Below are 17,114 nucleotides of genomic sequence, written 5' to 3' on the forward strand. Positions count from 1 at the left end.
CCAGCTGCTGGCACGGAAAAATCCGCGGACCGAGCACCTACCGGCGATGGCTGGGCCGGGTCTGGTTGAACAGCACGGCGCTGCAGATCAGCACCAGCCCGGCGACCGCGACCCCGACCACCGGGCTGATCAGCACCGCCACCGCGCTGATCACGCTCGCGGCGAAAGACAATTGCAGGCAAGCCCACAACACCGGCGTCAGCCACGTCAGCGCCCCGGACGCCGCGCACACCCAGCGGCCCCGGGCGACCGGTTTGCGGTGCCGTCCCGGGCCGCGGCGGGCGAAGACTTGCGTCGCGGCGGCCACCATCTCGTCCCGCGTAGCGATCCGCCGCCCGCCGCGGGCCGGGGCGACGGCCGCGCCGAATTCGACGCGTTCCACCCGTCCGGCGCGATCGTCGTCTAGCGGGCCGGTGTTCCCCAGCGGTACAGTCATTTCGTCTGGTCCTTTGCGTAGCAGCGAGTTTCAGGCATCCCGTGGCCCCCTGTTCCCGCAGGGGGCCACACCTATCTCTTCGGGCGCGCGACCCAGTTCGACAGTCCTTATCTTGGCCACGAGCGCGCACAGACCTCGATAGCCACTGACGGTTGCCTCGCCAAGCGGCACGCTGCTGTCGATTAACGGTAAAGAGACACGACGAACTACCGTGCGCAATATCAGTGCGCCGGTTCGGTGCGACAGTCCGCGGAACTTCGGCGAAAACGAACTCTCCGGCCGAACTCCGCTTCGCGCCCGTCCAATCAGGTGCCGACCTGCGTCCACCTGGATAAACGTCCGCGTCACCTACCGTGTGCGCGAGCCCCGGCATAGGACAAAACGCCCAGATCCCCGAAGAACAGCGGCGATTTCTAGCGTATCGGGAGCAGCTTTTCATCACTCACAAGAGTGGTAGCATACGATTGACGAGAAAAAGGTCAAGAAGAACCGTCCCAGCAGCGCCAACCGACGCTCCAGGGAGCCCTGACCAGTGATTTTCCCGCAAAAAACTCGCCGCGGGGCAACATTGGCATTCAGTCAACCCGTCGCGGCGTTCCCCGCTCATCGCAGGCCCAAAGGCATCTGCCGACTGGAATATGCATGCCTTACGACCCGCGGCAGAATATTCTGGCATGCCTTGCCGCCACGGCTTCCAGCACCCCGGTCACCACTCGGCGGAAAGCTGCCGACCAGCCAATAACGGTGCCGCACTGGACAAATATCAGTCAGGTACGGGACAGATCCCGCGACCTCGATCACCGCGAGAAAACGGCCCGGCGCCAAACAGGTGAACCCGTCGGTCCATTTCGGGATTGTGCAAGTCCGCGCCTTGCTTCGGCATATTCCATCCTCGATCCTGAGTTGAATATGCCAGAAAAGGTCAACGGCTTGACAAGGACGAAACCATGAGTTCTTACGATCCGAACACCGTGAGTTCCGCGCTCGACGACACCGCCTGGCTGCGTCCGTCGGCGTGCGGCGGCAACGGCGGCGACTGCGTCGAAGTCAATCTCAGCGACCCCGACCTGGTCGCGGTGCGGGATTCCAAGATCGGCCGTTCGCCCGCGCTCGTCTTCGACAATCAGGAATGGGCGGCATTCGCCGGCGCGCTGCGAGAGGGGCAGTTCGACCGCTGAGCGCCTTCCCCGGCCCCCATTCGCCGCAATCCCCGTCCGCCTTGGCCGGCGATAATGCGAGGGACTATCATGATTCCGTGCCCGGCAACGGTCTTGCGTCCTCCCCCGATCGGACGGCTCGCCCCTCGTGAGCCGGCTTTCCGTCGAGGCCCAGCTTGTCGAACTGGGCAAACTTCTCGTCGCCGCCCGCGTCGAAGGCGGGCTGACCCAGGGCGAACTCGGCGACGCCCTCGGCTACACGCAGCCGAACATCAGCAAGATGGAACGGGGCAAGACCCGCATCCATCCGCATTTGCTCGACAAATGGATCGACGTCCTCGCGGTCGGCCCGGCCGAGGCGGCGGCGATGCGGCAGTACAACCAGGCCTCCCGCGCCGACCGGGTGTGGAACGCCCGCCGCCTCGCGGCCAGCCCGGCCTGGTTCCATCCGGTGTTCGAGGCCGAGCAGGAAGCCGCGATCATCCTGAAGTGGACCGGCGAGCGCATCAGCGGGATGCTGCAGACCGAGGACTACATGATGGAGCAGTTCCAGGCCTACGGCCGCACGGACGTGAACAACGCCGTGCACGAACGCAAGCTGCGGGCCAAACTCCTCGACGACCACCCGGACCGGACGTACAAGTTCGTCCTCAGCGAAAGCGCGGTCCACCGGCTGACGCGGGCGCGCACGGACAACCCGTACGTCGCGCTCGGCCAGGTCCGGCATCTGCTCGGTCTCGCCCGCAATCATCCGGGCGCGACGATCCGGTTCGTGCCGTTCGAGAAAGGCCCGCTGCACGTCGGCCCCGATTTCACGATTTTGCAGTTCGCCAACAACAAGCTCGACCGTTCGTTCGCCGAAACGTCGAACGGCGTCCAGGCGTTCATGAACGACACCGAAACCTACGACACCGATATGCAATCGTGGGAATCCCTTTCGAGTGTCGCCCTTTCGGCGGAGGAATCGGCAATTCTGCTCGAAGAGGCCGAAGCGGATCTGATCAGCACCCGTACGCCTGCTGCCTGGCGGCCCGGGGAGCCGCTACGCTGATCCCGCGCCGTCGACCACAAGGAGAAACTGGTGACTGGCCTGGAGCAAGAGTCCTTCCCGGCTCTCGGGATCGACCTCAGCCACCCCAGCGTGGCCCGCGTCTACGACTATTACCTCGGCGGAACGGCGAACTGGGAAATCGACCGCCAGTTCGCCGAACGCATGCTGCGCGATTATCCGATGGTGCGCCCGATCGCCCAGGCGAATCGGCGTTTTCTGCACCGGGTCGTCCGGCATCTCGTGCGCCGGGGAATCCGGCAGATAGTCGACCTCGGTTCCGGCGTTCCCACGATGGGGCACGCGCACGAAATCGCCGAGCAGATCGCGCCGGGCGAGGTGAAAGTCGCCTATGTCGACTGCGAACCGGTCGCCGTCGCGCATTCCGCCAGCCTGCTGCGCGAAAAGGGCGACCCCGCCCGGCAGGTCGCCCTGCACGCCGACCTGCGCGATCCGCGGCGGCTGTGGTCCCTGCTCGGCGACTCGGGCGTACTCGACCTGGACCAGCCGATCGCGCTGCTGCTCATCTGCGTCCTGCACATCCAGCAACCGCCTGCGCCCGGCGACGAGAGCACCGGAGATCTCGGGCCCAGCCTCACCGCCGAGTACCGCGATCTCCTGGCCCCCGGGTCGTACCTGGCACTGTCGCACGTCACCGACGAGGGCGTCCCGCCGCACTACGAGCAGCTGCTGGCCGACGGCAAAGAACGCTACGCCGAAGCGGGCACCGATCTCATCTACCGCGGCCGGGCCGAAATCACCGAACTGTTCGGCGATTTCGCCCTGCTCGAACCCGGCGTCACCTGGACCCCGCTGTGGCATCCGGAGGAGGCGGGCCCGAACGACCAGCCCCTTCCCCTCTGCGCGGCCAACGAGTCGCTGCTGCTCGCCGGAGTGGCGCACAAGGAGCCGGATGGCCTGAGATAACGGAGATTTGCGTTATCTCAGTTATCACGCTAACTTGAGTCGCATGGATGAGGACGGGGAACTCGCGTTCGCCGACGACGCCGGGCGCCACTTCGCGCGGCAGTACGGCATGACGCCGATGACCGGGCGGGTGATCGGCTGGCTGCTGCTCTGCGATCCGCCGCAGCAGACGATCGCCGAACTCGCGAGCGCGCTGCGGGCCAGCCGCAGTGCGGTCACCAGCGCGATCAGCGAACTCGAAGAGTGGTCCTGGATCCAGCGCACGCGCACGGCCGGGGAACGGGTCGACCGTGTGCGGCTGGCTCCGGAGGTGTGGCTGCGCCTGCTCGACAACCAGTCCGAGTACGCCTCGCTCGGCGCGCTGGCGCGTCGCGGACTGGACGCCATGACCGGCCGGCCCGCCGAACGGCGGGCCCGGCTGGAAGAACTGGCGGAGTTTACGAAGTTCCTCGCCGAGCGGATGCCCGAACTCGCCGTCGAATGGCGTGCCCGGCGCGAAGCCTTGCACCGCAGGTAAATCCGGCTTCACTCAGGTGCCTGGCGAATCCGTCAGGCGATTTCCTCCTGCCCGAAATATCTCACTGGGGAGAACTGATGTCTTTCAACCACGCCCACTGGCAGCAGCGGCTCGACACTCTGCGCGCCGCCCACGGCGTTCCGGGCGCTTCGCTGGCCGTGCTCGACGGCGGAGACGTGCACGAACTCGCGAGCGGCGTCCTGCACCGCGGGACCGGCGTCGAGGTCACCACCGACTCGGTGTTCCTGTCCGGCTCGCTCGCGAAGACCTACACCGCCACCGTCGTGCTGAACCTGGTCGACGCGGGCGCACTCGACCTGGACACCCCGATCGTCAAGCTGCTGCCGGAATTCTCGACGCCGGACCCGGCCGCCACCGAGACGATCACCGTCCGGCAGCTGCTCAGCCACACCGGCGGCCTGACCTGCGACTTCACCTACGACTCCGGTCGCGGCGACGACTGCCTCGCCCGCTACGTCGAGGCCGCCGCCGGAGTGGCGCTGGACTGCCCGCCCGGCACGGCCCTGTCCTACAGCAGCGTCGGGTACGCCGTGCTGGGACGGGTCATCGAGGTCGTGACCGGCAAGACGTGGGACCAGGCGGTGAAAGACCTGCTGTTCGCCCCGCTCGGGCTGGAGCACTCGATGACGCTGCCCGAGGAAGCCTTGCGTTTCCGGGTGGCGATGAGCCATCTCGGCGAGGAACCCACGCCAGTCTGGGATTTGATGCCGCGCTCAGCCGGTCCGTACGGCCGGGTCATCATCTCCGCCGGCGATGTCGCGCGTTTCGCGAAGATGCACCTGGACGGCGGCGTCGCGGCCGACGGGACGCGGGTGCTGTCCGCCGACGCGGTCGCGCTGATGCAGCGCCGGGTGGTGGACAGCCCGGACAAGTGGACCGTTTCCGCCGACGGCTGGGGCCTCGGATGGACGCTTTACGACTGGAACGGCGTCGCCGGGTTCGGCCATGACGGCAGTTCCGTCGCTCAGCATTCGTTCCTGCGGGTCGTGCCGCACGCCGGGGTGGCGGTCGTGCTGCTGACCAACGGCGGCGACTTCGACCGGCTGTACCACGAGTTGTTCAGCGAACTGCTCGGCGAACTGGCTGACGTTGAGATGCCAGAGCCGTTCGCGCCGCCGGCCAACCCGCCCGCCGTGGATGTCACGCCGCTGGTCGGGACGTACGTGCGGGAAGGCGTGATCACCACGATCAGCCAGGATGATGACGGCAAAGCGCGGATCAGGTACGAGTTCGTGGACGGGATGAAGGACCTGTCGCCGCCGCTGGAGGCCGAACTGGTGCCGGTCACCGAGACGGTGTTCGCCGCGTGCGGGGAATCCTTTGGCGCGAACCCGGTGCCGGTGGTGTTCTCGACGCTCGCCGACGGGAGCCCGTGTGTCTACATTGGAATGCGGGCCACGCCGAAAACCTCGTGACGGCCAAGGTCAGGACAGCAGCCGCTGTTCCTTGGCCACGGCGACCTCGAGGGCGGCCGCGGCCCGAACTTACGGGTGCCGTCAGCGCCGACGATCGCCGCTTACGGCACCCGTTCAACCCGATCAGCGGCCCCGCCGAGACGGCCGATCGCCCCAGCTGGATTCACCGGAGTTGCCCGCCGTGCGCGGCAAGGAAGTGCCGAGTCGATCCCGCTGCCGGACGCGTCCGTCGACGCCGTGCTTTCCGGCAACGCGATGCACTGGTTCGACATGGAAGCAGTTGGGCCGGAGATCGCTATTCCTGGAGGACGACACGCCGGGCCCCGACACCAGAAACCTAGCCCCCGAACTTCTTCACATAATCCTCGACGATCGGCTTCTCCGGAGCGATGATGTCGTCCGGAAGCCGGTCCAGTGCGAAGAACTCGTAGCCGGTGATCTCCGCCCCGTCCACGGTGACCTCGATGTTCTCAACGGTCGCAGTGAACGCAGCAGTGACGTTGTGCACCTCGTCCCCGTGCGGGTACCGGTAGAAGTACTCCGGCCCCGAATAGACGCCGAGCAGCTCGAGGTCCCGCACCACCAGGCCGATCTCCTCCCGGACCTCTCGACGGCCTGCGTCCTCGAAGGACTCGCCGGGGTCGAGGAACCCGCCGGGCAGACCCCAGTCCTGGCTTTCCTCCCGGAACACCAGCAGCAGCCTGCCGCGCTCGTCCGCGATCAGCACGGACGTTCCGGGCAGGATCAGCGGGCGGGTGCCGACCAGTTCGCGCAGCTCGGCGATGTAGTTCATCAGTGGCCAGTACCTTCTTGGTCGGTTTCGGCGGAGCCGCGCGGGCGGAAGGCGACGATCGGCAATTGCTGGACCAACCGGTGCCGGGCAGCGTCGGAGCCGTCGTAGCGCCAGCCCAGCAGTTTGCTCAGCACGGGGTGCAAAACGGGGCGCAGCAGCAGGTTTCGCCGTTCGTAGTCGGCGATCGCGTCGGCTGCTTCGGGTTCGTCGAGGATTCGGTAGGATGGGACGAACTTTCGGCGGCCGATCGCGACCTCGGCGGCGGGGGCCGCCTGGATGTTGCGGTACCAGTCCGACGACGGGCCCAGACCGGCGATGGCCAGCACTTCGTCGGTGTCGGGACGGAGGCCGATCACTTCCAGCACCGTCCGGTACTCGCGGCCGGATTTGCGGCCGACGTGCGTCAGGCACAGGAACCGCTTGCCCAGCAACCATCCCAGGTCCCGGTCGTACAGCTTCGCCGGCGCCTTGAAGACCGTGCGCGCGATCGGTTTCACGGTCGGACTCCTTCCCTTGCCGAATGGTGCAGGTTCGTGATGAGCGCGGTGGACTTCCCGGTCAAACTCCCGGCCACGAATCGGTCAACTCCGGGCAACCGGGCCAGTTTCAGCGCGAGTCGCCGCAGCTGGAGTTGCAGTTTGCTGTCGGGGAGGAACCACCGTGCGCCGTTGCGGGCGAGCTGTTGTTTGTCGGCCGCGACGGGGCGCCAGAGCCGTTCGTACTCCGCCAGCCCTTCGGCGATCGACGAAGCGCGGTTCAGCTGATCTGCCAGCACGTACGCGCCTGCGATCCCGAGTGACGCGCCCTGTCCGGCCAGCAGCGACACCGCGTACGCCGCGTCCCCGACCAGCGTGACCCGCCCCTTGCTCCACGTTGACATCTCAATCTGGGCGACCTGGTCGTAGTAGATCTCCTTCGCCGGAGGACAGAGTTTGAGTGCTTCCGGAACGACCCACTCCAGCGAGCCGTAGGTGTCCAGCAGCGAAGCCCGGATGTCGTCGGGCAAGGCGGGATCGGGCGTGCGGTGGACGGCGAAGGCGGCGACCGTCCCGGCGCGCAGACCGTAGAAACCCATCTGCCGACCGACGGTGTCGGTGAGGCAGAAGCGTCCATCCGCCACCGCGTGGATCTCCGGCGACTTGAACAGGAACGCCGCGGTGTGGAAGCCGAGGTAGCGGAGGAACTGCGATTCCTCGCCGAACACGAGGCCCCGGACTGTCGAATGGATTCCGTCGGCGCCGATCAGCAGATCGGCTTCCAGCACGGAACCATCCGCGAGAGTGGCGGACGCCCGGTCGCCGTCGTCCTCGATCGCGACTACCCCGCTGGCGTACCGAAGCTCGACCTCGGCGGGCAGTGACGTGCGCAAAGCCTGTTCCAGATCTGGCCGCAGGACGCTCAGCAACCGTCCGTCGACGGTGCGCGCGAACTGGGCGAACTGGATGTCGGATCGACGTTTCCCTTGTCCGTCAAGGAGAATCGCTTCGGAGATGGGGTACGCCGCTTCCTCGATGGCGGGCAGCGCTCCCATCGCCTCGGCCGCGTCGTAGCCGGGGCCGAAGAAGTCGATCATGTATCCCTGCGGGCGCGGTCCGGGCGACCGCTCCACCAGCGTCACCTCGTTGCCCAGCGCGGACAGCCGGTTCGCCGCGGCCAGCCCGGCGATGCCCGCGCCGCAGACCAGAATCCTCATCGCATTTCCCCTCCCTAGGGCAGCGTGACCAACCCGCGCAGGACGGCGGTGACCGCCGCTGGATCGCCACCGGGCACGAGGCCGCGGTGCAGCAGCAAGCCGTCGATCGTCGCTACCAGGACCTCGGTGGTCGCGTCCGGTTCCGGGACGCCGCGCTCGGCGAGCCAGAGGCTGACCTGCGCACGGAATGCCAGAAGCAGGCCACCGATCTGGTCCCGCAGTTCCTCGTCGCGCCTTGCCGCCAGGTACGCCTCGACGAACAGCACTGACAACGGGTCCACCCCGGTGTACGGCTCGACCGACCCGAACAGCGCGGACACCAGGTCAGCCGGGTTTTGCGTCGCGGCGAGCGCCGGGCCGACGCTCTCCAAAACCTCGCGCATCGCGTCGAGGACGGCCTCGCGCAGCAATGCCTGCAGGGACGGGAAGTGGTAGTGCACCACGCTCGGCGCCACCCCGGCCCGGTCGGCCAGCACCCGGGTGCTCACCGCTGCCCAACCGCGTTCCGGCACCAGCTCCGCCGCTGCGGTCAGCAACCGCTGCCGCACCTCGTGGCCGCGCGCCGCCGCCGGAGAACTCATCCCCGCTCCTTCCTGGGCGAACGCCCTGGTCAATCGTCCTGGCCAATCGCCCCGGTCAGTCGTCCAGGGCGATCGTCCTGTACGAATGCCCTGATCGTAGCGCGGTCCGTCGCGCCAGGAAAGGCGGGTGATCCAAGACTCACCTGAAGGCGGGACGCGGCGGCGATGCCTGGCCCGTCCTCTACCGTGTGAAGCGGCTCTTTCTGCCCGTCCCCGAAACCGACAGGTCATCCACTGTGCGCTCGCCACTGTCCACTGTGTCCCTTCGACGGCCGGCGTGGCTGTCGCCGCGGGTCGCGCGTATCGAAGTCCTCGGCGGGCTGGTCGTCGCGCTCGCGCTGATCCCGGAGGCGATCTCGTTCTCGGTGATCGCCGGCGTCGATCCGCGGGTGGGCCTGTGCGCGTCGTTCACCATGGCGGTGGTGATCGCGTTCGTCGGCGGCCGTCCGGCGATGATCTCCGCGGCGACCGGGGCGATCGCCCTGGTGGTCGCGCCGCTGGCGAGGGAGCACGGCTTCGGCTATCTCGTCGCGACGGTGGTGCTGGGCGGGCTGTTCCAGATCGTGCTCGGGTCGCTCGGCGTGGCGAAGCTGATGCGGTTCGTGCCGCGCAGCGTGATGGTCGGGTTCGTGAACGCGCTGGCGATCCTGATCTTCCTGGCACAGGTGCCGGAGCTGATCGACGTGCCGTGGCCGGTGTATCCGCTGTTCGCCGGCGGTCTCGCGCTCATGGTGTTCTTCCCGCGCCTGACCAAGGCCGTCCCCGCGCCGCTGGTGTCGATCGTGGTGCTCACCGCGCTGACGATCGCGGCCGGGATCGCTGTGCCGACCGTCGGCGACAAGGGCGCGCTGCCCTCAGCGCTGCCGATGCCCGGGATCCCGGACGTGCCGTTCACCTTTGGCACACTCGGCCTGATCGCGCCGTACGCGCTGGCGTTCGCCCTGGTCGGGCTCATGGAATCGCTGATGACCGCCAAGCTGGTCGACGACCTCACCGACACGCGCTCGAACAAGACCCGGGAAGCGGTCGGGCAGGGCATCGCCAACGTCGTCACCGGGATTTTCGGCGGCATGGGCGGTTGCGCGATGATCGGCCAGACCATGATCAACGTCAAGGTCGCGGGCAGCCGGACCCGGCTGTCGACGTTCCTCGCCGGGGCGTTCCTGATGGTGCTGTGCCTGGTGTTCGGACCGGTCGTGTCGCAGATTCCGATGGCGGCGCTCGTCGCGGTGATGGTGCTGGTCGCGTTCGGCACGTTCGACTGGCATTCGATCGCGCCCGCCACGCTGAAGCGGATGCCGGTCGGCGAGGTCGCCGTGATGGCGGTGACCGTGGGCATCGTGGTGGCGACCAGCAACCTCGCGATCGGCGTCGTGGTCGGGTCGATCACTGCGATGGTGATCTTCGCGCGGCGGGTCGCGCACCTGGTCGAGGTGACCGCGGTGCGCGAGCCCGAAAGCGTCCGGTACTCGGTGACCGGTGCGCTGTTCTTCGCGTCCAGCAACGATCTCGTCTACCAGTTCGACTACGCCGACGATCCGGTTCGAGTGGTCATCGACCTGTCGGCCGCACACATCTGGGACGCCTCGACCGTAGCGTCGCTCGACGCGATCACGACGAAGTACGAGGCGCGCGGGAAGACGGTAGAGATCGTCGGGCTGAACAAACACAGCGCGGCGATGCACGAGACGCTGTCCGGGGAGCTAGCGGCCAGCGGCTGAGGTCAGCACCGCCGCCCGCTCCCGGATCCGCGGCCGGACCGTGAACCCGCTCGGCTTCAGCGTCAACGACTCCACGATCTTCAGCTCGTACGCCGGGTCTGCCTCGAAGTCGTAGCGCTGCAACATGATCCCCAACGCCAGCACCGCTTCGTGCAACGCGAACTGCCGGCCGATGCACGCGCGTTCCCCGGTGCCGAACGGTTTGTACGCCTGAGCCGGGCGCTTCCGCACCGCCGCCGGTTCGAAGCGATCCGGGTCGAACTTCTCCGGATCCGGCCCCCACACCGTCGGGTCGCGGTGGAGCATCGGCAGCGGAATGATGACCGAATCGCCCATGCGCATCGGGTATTTTCCGCCCAGGACAAGGTCTTCACGGGCTTCCCGAGAGTAGCCGGGCGCAGTCGGCCACAGCCGCATCGCCTCGTCGAGCACACGGCGGACGTACCGCAGCTTCGCGACGTCGCCGAAGGCCGGTTCGCGATCACCCCACACCGCGTCGACCTCGGCGCGCGCCTTCGCCAGCAGCTCGGGGTGGCGCGTCAAGTAGTACAACGCGAACGACAGCGCGCCGGACGTCGTCTCGTGGCCCGCGACGACAAACGTGATGGCTTGATTGCGAATATTGACCGGGTCGAGCTGCTCGCCGGTCACCGGATGCCCCTCGGTGAGCATCAACCCGAGCAGGTCACGAGCCTCGCCACCCTCGCGGCGGCGGCCTTCGATGACCTCGTCGACCAGGTTCGTCATGGTCGCGATGTCGGCCTGGTTCTGCGCCACCGACCCAGCCAGCGCACGCCGCACGAACGGAAGCTTGACGTTCTCCAACTGCGCGAACCGCAACGCACGGATCATCGCGGTCACGAACGGATGCGGTTCCGTGCGCTCGAACGACCCGAACCGATACCCGAACCCGGCAAGACCGATCGTCTCGAGAGTCAGCCGGGTCATGTCAGCCGAAACGTCGACCGGACCGCTCGCGCGGTCCCAGGACGCAGTCAACTCGCCGGCGACCTCCAGCATCATCGAGTGATACCGGCGCATCGCCTCGGCGGAAAACGCAGGCTGCAGAATGTCGTGCGCGAGCCGCCAGTTGGGCTCTCGCGTGTGCGCGGTGAAGAGCCCGTCACCCGCGACCGCACGCCGCCGCTCGACCCCGAGCCCGACGTGCTTGCCGAACCTGGTCTCGTCGTTCAGCTCGGTGACCAGGTCGATCCCGCTGACGAACACGATCTCGACACCGAAGAACTTGCGGGTGAAAATCGGCCCGAGCTTCTCGCCGACGCGCATGGTGCCCTGCAGCGGCGTGCGCAAGCTGGCCCCGAGAATGTCGCCGACCACCGGCAGCCTGCCCGGCCGGTGCGGAATCGCGGTGGTGTCCACAGTTTCGCTCCCCTACTGAACCCACATCCAATAGGGTCACGATCCCCCGCTGCTGAACCGGTGTCAAGTAAGCTGGGGAGATGCGGACGCGCCTGAGCACCGAACAGCGGCGCAAACAGCTGCTGGCCATCGGAGCCGGCCTGTTCGCGGGCCGCCCGTACGACGAGGTGTGGATCGAAGAGGTAGCCGAAATCGCGGGCGTCTCGCGTGGCTTGCTGTACCACTACTTCCCCACCAAGAAGGACTTCTTCGCCGCGATCGTGCGCGGGCAGCGCGACCAACTGCTGGCGATGAGCGAACCCGACCCCGCACTGCCGGTAGCCGAACAGTTGCGCGCCGGGCTAGAGGTATACCTGGAATTCGCCCGCACCCATCCCGACGGCTACCGCATCGTGCACCGCAGCGCCGGTGACGCGGACCGCGAGATCCGGGAAATCTGCGAGGCTGGGATGTCGGCGAACGCTGAACGAATTCTGGCCGCGGTGAGCCTGCTGCGGGAAGTCACGCCGACGACCCAACTGGCGGTCCGGGGTTGGCTTTCTTTTGTGGCGACGTTGATTCTGGACTGGCTGGACGAGCCGAAGATCAGCACGGAAGAACTGCGGGATCTTTGCGCGCGCACTCTCTTCGCAGCAGTCGACGTGAATCCCGAAGCGATCTAACGCGCCGGGAACCCCCGCCGCGCGTCCGTGAGGGGAACCTTCACGGACTCAGAGTCCCTCAGGGTTCCCCTCACGACCAACCGCAGTCCGTGAGGGGCCCCTTCACGGACTCAGATTCCCTCAAGGAGCCCTTCACGGACCTCTGCCCGACCGTGAGGGCCACCTTCACAGACGCAGCTACCCCAAGCAGCTCCGCACGACCCGCGATAGGTCCGTGAGGGGAACCTTCACGGACTCAGATTCCCTCAAGGAGCCCTTCACGGACCCACCCACCCAACCGCAGCCGATGCACCCAACTCACCAAGCACCCACACCACCCCCGCACCCCGATACGAAGCCTTCTCTGCGGTCTGAGGGTGGTTGTCAAGGCATCTTTCCAGCCTTGACAACCACCCTCAGACCGTCAGCACAATCAGCTTCGGGGTGCCCCGCCGAGACCCGTGCGCAATGTCGCCGCCAGGCGACGAGCAGCACCCCACACCGCCTCAAACAGTCACCACAACCTCATCCCCCACCACCCGAACCGGAACCGCCCTCAACCCCACCCGGCCATCCGCCGGATGCCGCCCAGTCAGAACATCGAACTCAAACCCATGCCAAGGACAAACAATATTCCGATCAGCCGGATGAAACGCAGGCCCAGCACTCTTCCGATCCTCCCGAACCGGCTGAACAGTCCGAGGCATGATCTTCCCCTGGCAAACCGGACCGCCCTGATGCGGGCAAACATTATGCCAAGCCCGCACCTCCCCGGCATGGAAGTAAAGCCCTACCTCCAGCCCGTCGACCTCCACCACGATCCGCTCACGCACCCGAAGATCCGCCAGCCCAGCAACAACGACATCCCGCTGCACAGCGCTCATTCGGCCCTCCGATACCAGATCGCCATATCAAAAAGATTCACATCCGCCGCATCCAGCAACGCAGTAACCAGAACAACAGTCTCAGTCGCAGTAAGCGCATCCTCGCGAATCGGCCAAGCGATCTTCCCCACCCGGTCAGTCTTGGCAGAGAACAGCCGAGCCGCCGCATACAACAGCTCCGCGATGTCTTCGCCAGCGACCGCAGCAGCCTGATCCTGCGAGGCGATCTCAGAGGTCAACTCGCCCAACCGAGATACCAACGACGTCAGTTCGGATGTCATGATCACGAAACCCCAGGACGCTCATGAAGCACGCTCCGCGCAGCAGGCTTCCGACGGTCAGTAGGAAGATTGAAGACCCGAGCAGCGTTAAGCCCCAGAATGTTCCGCTTGGCCTGCTCAGACAAAAACGGCAGCCGCGTAATAGTAGACGGCGCATCCCAGTCCCAATGCGGCCAGTCCGACGAATACAACAACTGCGTCTCCGCGTTGAACGCCTTCATCCCAGCCTCCAGCAACTCCATGCTGGTCCGCTCCATCGGCTGGCTCGTGTACCACATTTCCTTCATATACTCACTAGGCAACCGATTCAGCCCAGGAGCCTCGCTGGGCCGCATCAACACCTCATGATCCAGCCGCTGCATGAGGAACGGAATCCAAGCGAGTCCGCTCTCCACCCACACCATCTTCAGCCGGGGAAACCGCTCCGGCATCGCATTGATGATCCAGTTAGTCACGTGAATCTGATTGTAATGCGTGAAAGACAGCGCATGCATCGAAAGAAACCGGTTCAGCTGAGCAAAAGACGGGTCGCCCCAGTGATACCCGGAGTGGAACGCGAGCGGCTTCCCACTGTCCTCGATCAGCTTGTACAACCGAGTGTAGACATCCGAGTGCACCGGATTGTTGCGCGTCGAACAGACCGTATACCCGATGATCCCGTCATCATCGGCATACTTCTCGACCAGCTCCTCGCAGACCTCCGGAGTGTTGTACGGCAGATACAACATCCCCTTGAGCCGATCATCCTGCGGCAGAAGGACTTCCGTCAACCAGCGGTTGAACGCCCGCCCGAGCACGACCTCGACCTCGTCCTGCGGGTGCATGCCCAGCAACAACATCGCACTCGGGAAAACAACCTGGTAATCCAGCCCCATCGCGTCCATGCCACGCCGGGCCGCGGCGACGAAGGGATGCCCGGACACCCCGTCGAGCGGCTCCTTGCGCCCCTGGTGCCCGATCCGTCCGCCAACGCTCTGATGTGACATACCAGGCTGGATGTTCAGCAACGCGTTGTTGCCGGCGAACTTGCCGAACTGGTCCATCCCGATCTGGCGCCACACGTCGTTGTCGATGAGTTCCAGCACCTCGCCCCAGAAATGATCTTCCGAGACGTGCGCGTCGATGTCGACGATGAAGTAGTCGTCGTACTCCCGCTCGGCCTGTTTGGTCGCGTGGGCGAGGACGTCGCGAGTATCGGTGCGGCCGCCGATCTCGGCGAGTTCCCGGATCCGCGGCCCGTCGGAACGCGGCACACTCAAATCGGGCACGGATTCTTCCCTTCGTCCGGCGTCAGCGGGGCGCGACGGCGGCATCGGTCATCGTGGTCAGATAGTCGTCGTCGGCCGGGGCCGCGTTTTCGTGCGGGATGACGACGGCGCGGTCCGGGCTCACCGCGAAAGTGTGTTCCTCGCCCGCGGTCGGGACGGATTCCGCGGCCAGCTCGGCCGTTTCGGTGCGGACGCGCATCGGAAGGCCGTCCGCGCGAACCAGGAGGTTGACGGCACTGCCGAGATAGGTGGTGCGCTCGACAGTTCCACGGAATCGCCCCGAACCGGAACCACCCGGAGACAGCCGGGCATGCGCCGCACGGAACGCGATGTCGGCACGGTCACCCACAGAGACGTCGCCGGTCGTGATTCCGGAGAAAACCAGCGAAGTGCCATCCACGCGCACTTCAGCGGTTTTGCCGTGCACACCGGTGACCGTCCCCGGCAGAATGTTCTGAAAGCCCATGAAATCCGCGACATACGCCGAATTCGGGCGGTCGTACAGGTCGCTCGGCGTCCCGGACTGGACGATGACGCCCTCGCTCATCACGATGATCCGGTCGGACAGCGTGATCGCTTCCTCCTGGTCGTGCGTCACGTAGACCGACGTCGTCTCGAACCGGTTGTGCAGCGAGCGCACCTGCTGGCCCATCTGGTACCGCAGCTTGCTGTCCAAATTGGACAGCGGCTCGTCGTAGAAGATGATCCCCGGCCGGGCGGCCAGCGCACGGGCGAGTGCCACGCGCTGCTGCTGACCGCCCGACAAAGCGGTGACCGGACGCTTCCCGAGGTCGGAAAGGTCGACCGCGTCAAGCATTTCCTGCACCCGCTGCGCCCGCTCCCGGCCGGCCATCCGCGCGACCTTCAGCGGGTACGCGACGTTGTCCGTGACATTCAGGTGCGGCCAGAGCGCGTAACTCTGGAACACCATGCCGACCCGGCGTTTGTCCGCGGGCACGAAGGTGCGCCGCGCGGTGTCGACCACGACCCGGTCGCCCATGACGATCCGGCCCGAGGTCGGCCGCTCCAGCCCGGCCAGGCAGCGCAACGTCGTCGTCTTGCCGCAGCCCGAGGGACCGAGCAGCGTCACGAACTGCCCGGACTCGATCGTCAGATCCAGTTCGTGCAGCGCCGCCTTCGCGCCGTACTTCTTGGTGAGTCCGGATACCTGGACCTCGGTCATCGTGACCTGCGCTTTCTCTTCGGCCGGGAGCGAGGCGTTACTTCTTGAAGGCCTGGGTGATGAAGTCGAAGTAGGGCTTGTTGAACGCCGGGTCCGGGTTCGAGAACGGCAGCCGCGGCAGCTTGTCCAGCGACGGCAGACCGGCCGGGCCGGGCGCGGTCGGGGTGCGGCCGTAGGAGTTGTCCTTCTCCGCCAAGGCTTTCTGGCCCTCCGGCGAGTACAGCCAGTTGACGTACAGCTGCGCGGCCTCGGAGTGCGGCGCGTCCTTGATCAGGCACAGCGCCGAGCGCGCCATGTAGTTTCCGCCGTCCTGCAGCGGGAACACCATGTCGATCGGCGCGCCCTTCTGCTTCTGCGCCTCGAAGTAACCCTGATATACGGCGATGCCGACCGGGAACCGTCCACTGGCCACATCTGTGGGGACCATCGGCTCGGATTGAGATATCTGCAGGTCCTGCGCGGCCAGCTTCTCCAGGTAGGAGCGGCCCCACTTCTTCTCGTTCTCCGGCAGCATCAGCGATTCCAGGATGTACCGGATGCCGCCGGGCACGGTCATGTCGCCGACCGCGATCTTGCCCTTCCACTTCGGGTCGAGCAGGTCGTGCCAGTTCTTCGGCGCGTCCTGCTTCTGCACTTGGTCGGTGTTGTAGACGAACCCGAAGTAACGCAACGCGAAGTAGGTGAGCCGGCCGTCGTTGTCGGTCGGGACCTTGAATCCCGGGTCGGCGGTGCGCACGTCCGCAGGGGTGCAGATGTTCGGCTTCGCGGCGGCCTGCGGCGATTCGCCGCCGACGTAGATGTCCGCGATCCGGTTCCCGCTCTGCGCCTCGGTGTCCAGCTTGGTGAGGATCTGCGCGTCGGCCTGGTCCTGCGGGAGCAGCTTGATCCCGGGGAAGCGCTTCGTGAACACGTCGTTCAGCGCCTGGTTCGCGGTCACCCCGGGCCCGTACAGCACGAGCTGCGTGTGGTTGGCCGCGAACGCCTTGTCGTACAGCTCGTTCATATATTTGTTGGCCGCGGCTGACGCACCAGGGACCTCGACTGGTGTGCTCGACTTGGTCGCGCCCGCGGACGCACAGGCGGTGAGCGCGGCGAGCAGGCCGGCGGTGACCGCCAGCGCGGGCGCGCGCAGTTTCGTACGGGAGAACTTCATTGTTCTTCCTCTCGG

19 protein-coding genes are annotated in these 17,114 nt (G+C 66.3%); 8 read left to right on the plus strand and 11 right to left on the minus strand.

The window, feature by feature from the left end:
• Positions 1 to 37 precede the first annotated feature (37 nt).
• Positions 38 to 436: a hypothetical protein gene (locus D0D37_RS06840; RefSeq protein ID WP_116199671.1), complete on the minus strand. Its 399-nt coding sequence runs from the start codon at positions 434 to 436 to the stop codon at positions 38 to 40.
• A gap of 947 nt (positions 437 to 1,383) precedes the next feature.
• Between D0D37_RS06840 and D0D37_RS06845 the strand changes: the two genes are divergently transcribed.
• The 6 genes from D0D37_RS06845 (at position 1,384) to D0D37_RS48735 (ending at position 5,914) form a co-directional block, all read left to right on the plus strand.
• Positions 1,384 to 1,614, plus strand: coding sequence for a DUF397 domain-containing protein (locus D0D37_RS06845; RefSeq protein ID WP_116199672.1), 231 nt, complete (start codon positions 1,384 to 1,386; stop codon positions 1,612 to 1,614).
• Between the two features lie 127 nt (positions 1,615 to 1,741).
• A complete protein-coding gene (locus tag D0D37_RS06850) occupies positions 1,742 to 2,644 on the plus strand; it encodes a Scr1 family TA system antitoxin-like transcriptional regulator (RefSeq protein ID WP_116199673.1) in 903 nt (300 codons plus the stop codon).
• Positions 2,645 to 2,674: 30 nt separating this feature from the next.
• On the plus strand, positions 2,675 to 3,568 hold the full coding sequence (locus tag D0D37_RS06855; RefSeq protein ID WP_116199674.1) for an SAM-dependent methyltransferase: 894 nt from the start codon (positions 2,675 to 2,677) through the stop codon (positions 3,566 to 3,568).
• Between the two features lie 43 nt (positions 3,569 to 3,611).
• The gene (locus D0D37_RS06860) at positions 3,612 to 4,085 is read left to right on the plus strand and encodes a GbsR/MarR family transcriptional regulator (RefSeq protein WP_116199675.1); all 474 of its coding nucleotides are present in this window, start codon (positions 3,612 to 3,614) and stop codon (positions 4,083 to 4,085) included.
• Positions 4,086 to 4,162: 77 nt separating this feature from the next.
• A complete protein-coding gene (locus D0D37_RS06865) occupies positions 4,163 to 5,521 on the plus strand; it encodes a serine hydrolase domain-containing protein (RefSeq protein ID WP_116199676.1) in 1,359 nt (452 codons plus the stop codon).
• 75 nt (positions 5,522 to 5,596) lie between these two features.
• Positions 5,597 to 5,914 carry a methyltransferase domain-containing protein gene (locus D0D37_RS48735; RefSeq protein WP_425266904.1) on the plus strand — a complete coding sequence of 106 codons (318 nt, stop codon included), beginning with the start codon at positions 5,597 to 5,599 and terminating at the stop codon, positions 5,912 to 5,914.
• On the opposite strand, the gene D0D37_RS06875 is transcribed toward D0D37_RS48735, so the two are convergent.
• Genes D0D37_RS06875 through D0D37_RS06890 form a run of 4 tightly spaced genes read right to left on the minus strand, consistent with a single transcriptional unit; the run spans position 5,859 to position 8,588 of the window.
• Positions 5,859 to 6,314 carry an NUDIX hydrolase gene (locus D0D37_RS06875; RefSeq protein ID WP_116199677.1) on the minus strand — a complete coding sequence of 152 codons (456 nt, stop codon included), beginning with the start codon at positions 6,312 to 6,314 and terminating at the stop codon, positions 5,859 to 5,861. The genes D0D37_RS48735 and D0D37_RS06875 overlap by 56 nt on opposite strands.
• Positions 6,314 to 6,811: a nitroreductase family deazaflavin-dependent oxidoreductase gene (locus tag D0D37_RS06880; protein WP_244223415.1), complete on the minus strand. Its 498-nt coding sequence runs from the start codon at positions 6,809 to 6,811 to the stop codon at positions 6,314 to 6,316. The genes D0D37_RS06875 and D0D37_RS06880 overlap by 1 nt, the downstream gene beginning before the upstream one ends.
• On the minus strand, positions 6,808 to 8,007 hold the full coding sequence (locus tag D0D37_RS06885; protein WP_116199678.1) for an FAD-dependent monooxygenase: 1,200 nt from the start codon (positions 8,005 to 8,007) through the stop codon (positions 6,808 to 6,810). The genes D0D37_RS06880 and D0D37_RS06885 overlap by 4 nt, the downstream gene beginning before the upstream one ends.
• A 14-nt stretch (positions 8,008 to 8,021) precedes the next feature.
• On the minus strand, positions 8,022 to 8,588 hold the full coding sequence (locus D0D37_RS06890) for a TetR/AcrR family transcriptional regulator (RefSeq protein ID WP_116199679.1): 567 nt from the start codon (positions 8,586 to 8,588) through the stop codon (positions 8,022 to 8,024).
• A 248-nt stretch (positions 8,589 to 8,836) separates the two neighbouring features.
• Between D0D37_RS06890 and D0D37_RS06895 the strand changes: the two genes are divergently transcribed.
• Positions 8,837 to 10,309: a SulP family inorganic anion transporter gene (locus tag D0D37_RS06895; protein WP_208719840.1), complete on the plus strand. Its 1,473-nt coding sequence runs from the start codon at positions 8,837 to 8,839 to the stop codon at positions 10,307 to 10,309.
• On the opposite strand, the gene D0D37_RS06900 is transcribed toward D0D37_RS06895, so the two are convergent.
• Positions 10,292 to 11,689 carry a cytochrome P450 gene (locus D0D37_RS06900; protein WP_116199681.1) on the minus strand — a complete coding sequence of 466 codons (1,398 nt, stop codon included), beginning with the start codon at positions 11,687 to 11,689 and terminating at the stop codon, positions 10,292 to 10,294. The genes D0D37_RS06895 and D0D37_RS06900 overlap by 18 nt on opposite strands.
• An 80-nt stretch (positions 11,690 to 11,769) precedes the next feature.
• Here D0D37_RS06900 and D0D37_RS06905 point away from each other — a divergent pair, with 80 nt between their 5' ends.
• Positions 11,770 to 12,351 carry a TetR/AcrR family transcriptional regulator gene (locus D0D37_RS06905; RefSeq protein ID WP_116199682.1) on the plus strand — a complete coding sequence of 194 codons (582 nt, stop codon included), beginning with the start codon at positions 11,770 to 11,772 and terminating at the stop codon, positions 12,349 to 12,351.
• A gap of 485 nt (positions 12,352 to 12,836) precedes the next feature.
• Here D0D37_RS06905 and D0D37_RS06910 read toward each other — a convergent pair whose 3' ends face one another.
• The 5 genes from D0D37_RS06910 to D0D37_RS06930 are packed head-to-tail and all read right to left on the minus strand — an operon-like array spanning position 12,837 to position 17,099.
• The gene (locus D0D37_RS06910) at positions 12,837 to 13,214 is read right to left on the minus strand and encodes a Rieske (2Fe-2S) protein (protein WP_116199683.1); all 378 of its coding nucleotides are present in this window, start codon (positions 13,212 to 13,214) and stop codon (positions 12,837 to 12,839) included.
• Positions 13,211 to 13,495, minus strand: a complete 285-nt coding sequence (locus D0D37_RS06915) for a hypothetical protein (protein WP_116199774.1) — start codon at positions 13,493 to 13,495, stop codon at positions 13,211 to 13,213. The genes D0D37_RS06910 and D0D37_RS06915 overlap by 4 nt, the downstream gene beginning before the upstream one ends.
• 2 nt (positions 13,496 to 13,497) lie before the next feature.
• Positions 13,498 to 14,763: an amidohydrolase family protein gene (locus D0D37_RS06920; protein WP_244223416.1), complete on the minus strand. Its 1,266-nt coding sequence runs from the start codon at positions 14,761 to 14,763 to the stop codon at positions 13,498 to 13,500.
• A 22-nt stretch (positions 14,764 to 14,785) separates the two neighbouring features.
• Positions 14,786 to 15,946, minus strand: coding sequence for an ABC transporter ATP-binding protein (locus D0D37_RS06925; protein ID WP_116199685.1), 1,161 nt, complete (start codon positions 15,944 to 15,946; stop codon positions 14,786 to 14,788).
• Positions 15,947 to 15,983: 37 nt separating this feature from the next.
• Positions 15,984 to 17,099, minus strand: a complete 1,116-nt coding sequence (locus D0D37_RS06930; RefSeq protein ID WP_116199686.1) for an ABC transporter substrate-binding protein — start codon at positions 17,097 to 17,099, stop codon at positions 15,984 to 15,986.
• Between the last annotated feature and the right edge of the window lie 15 nt (positions 17,100 to 17,114).

Origin of the sequence: Amycolatopsis circi, from assembly GCF_003385235.1 — a bacterium.
Classification (GTDB): Bacteria; Actinomycetota; Actinomycetes; order Mycobacteriales; family Pseudonocardiaceae; genus Amycolatopsis; species Amycolatopsis circi.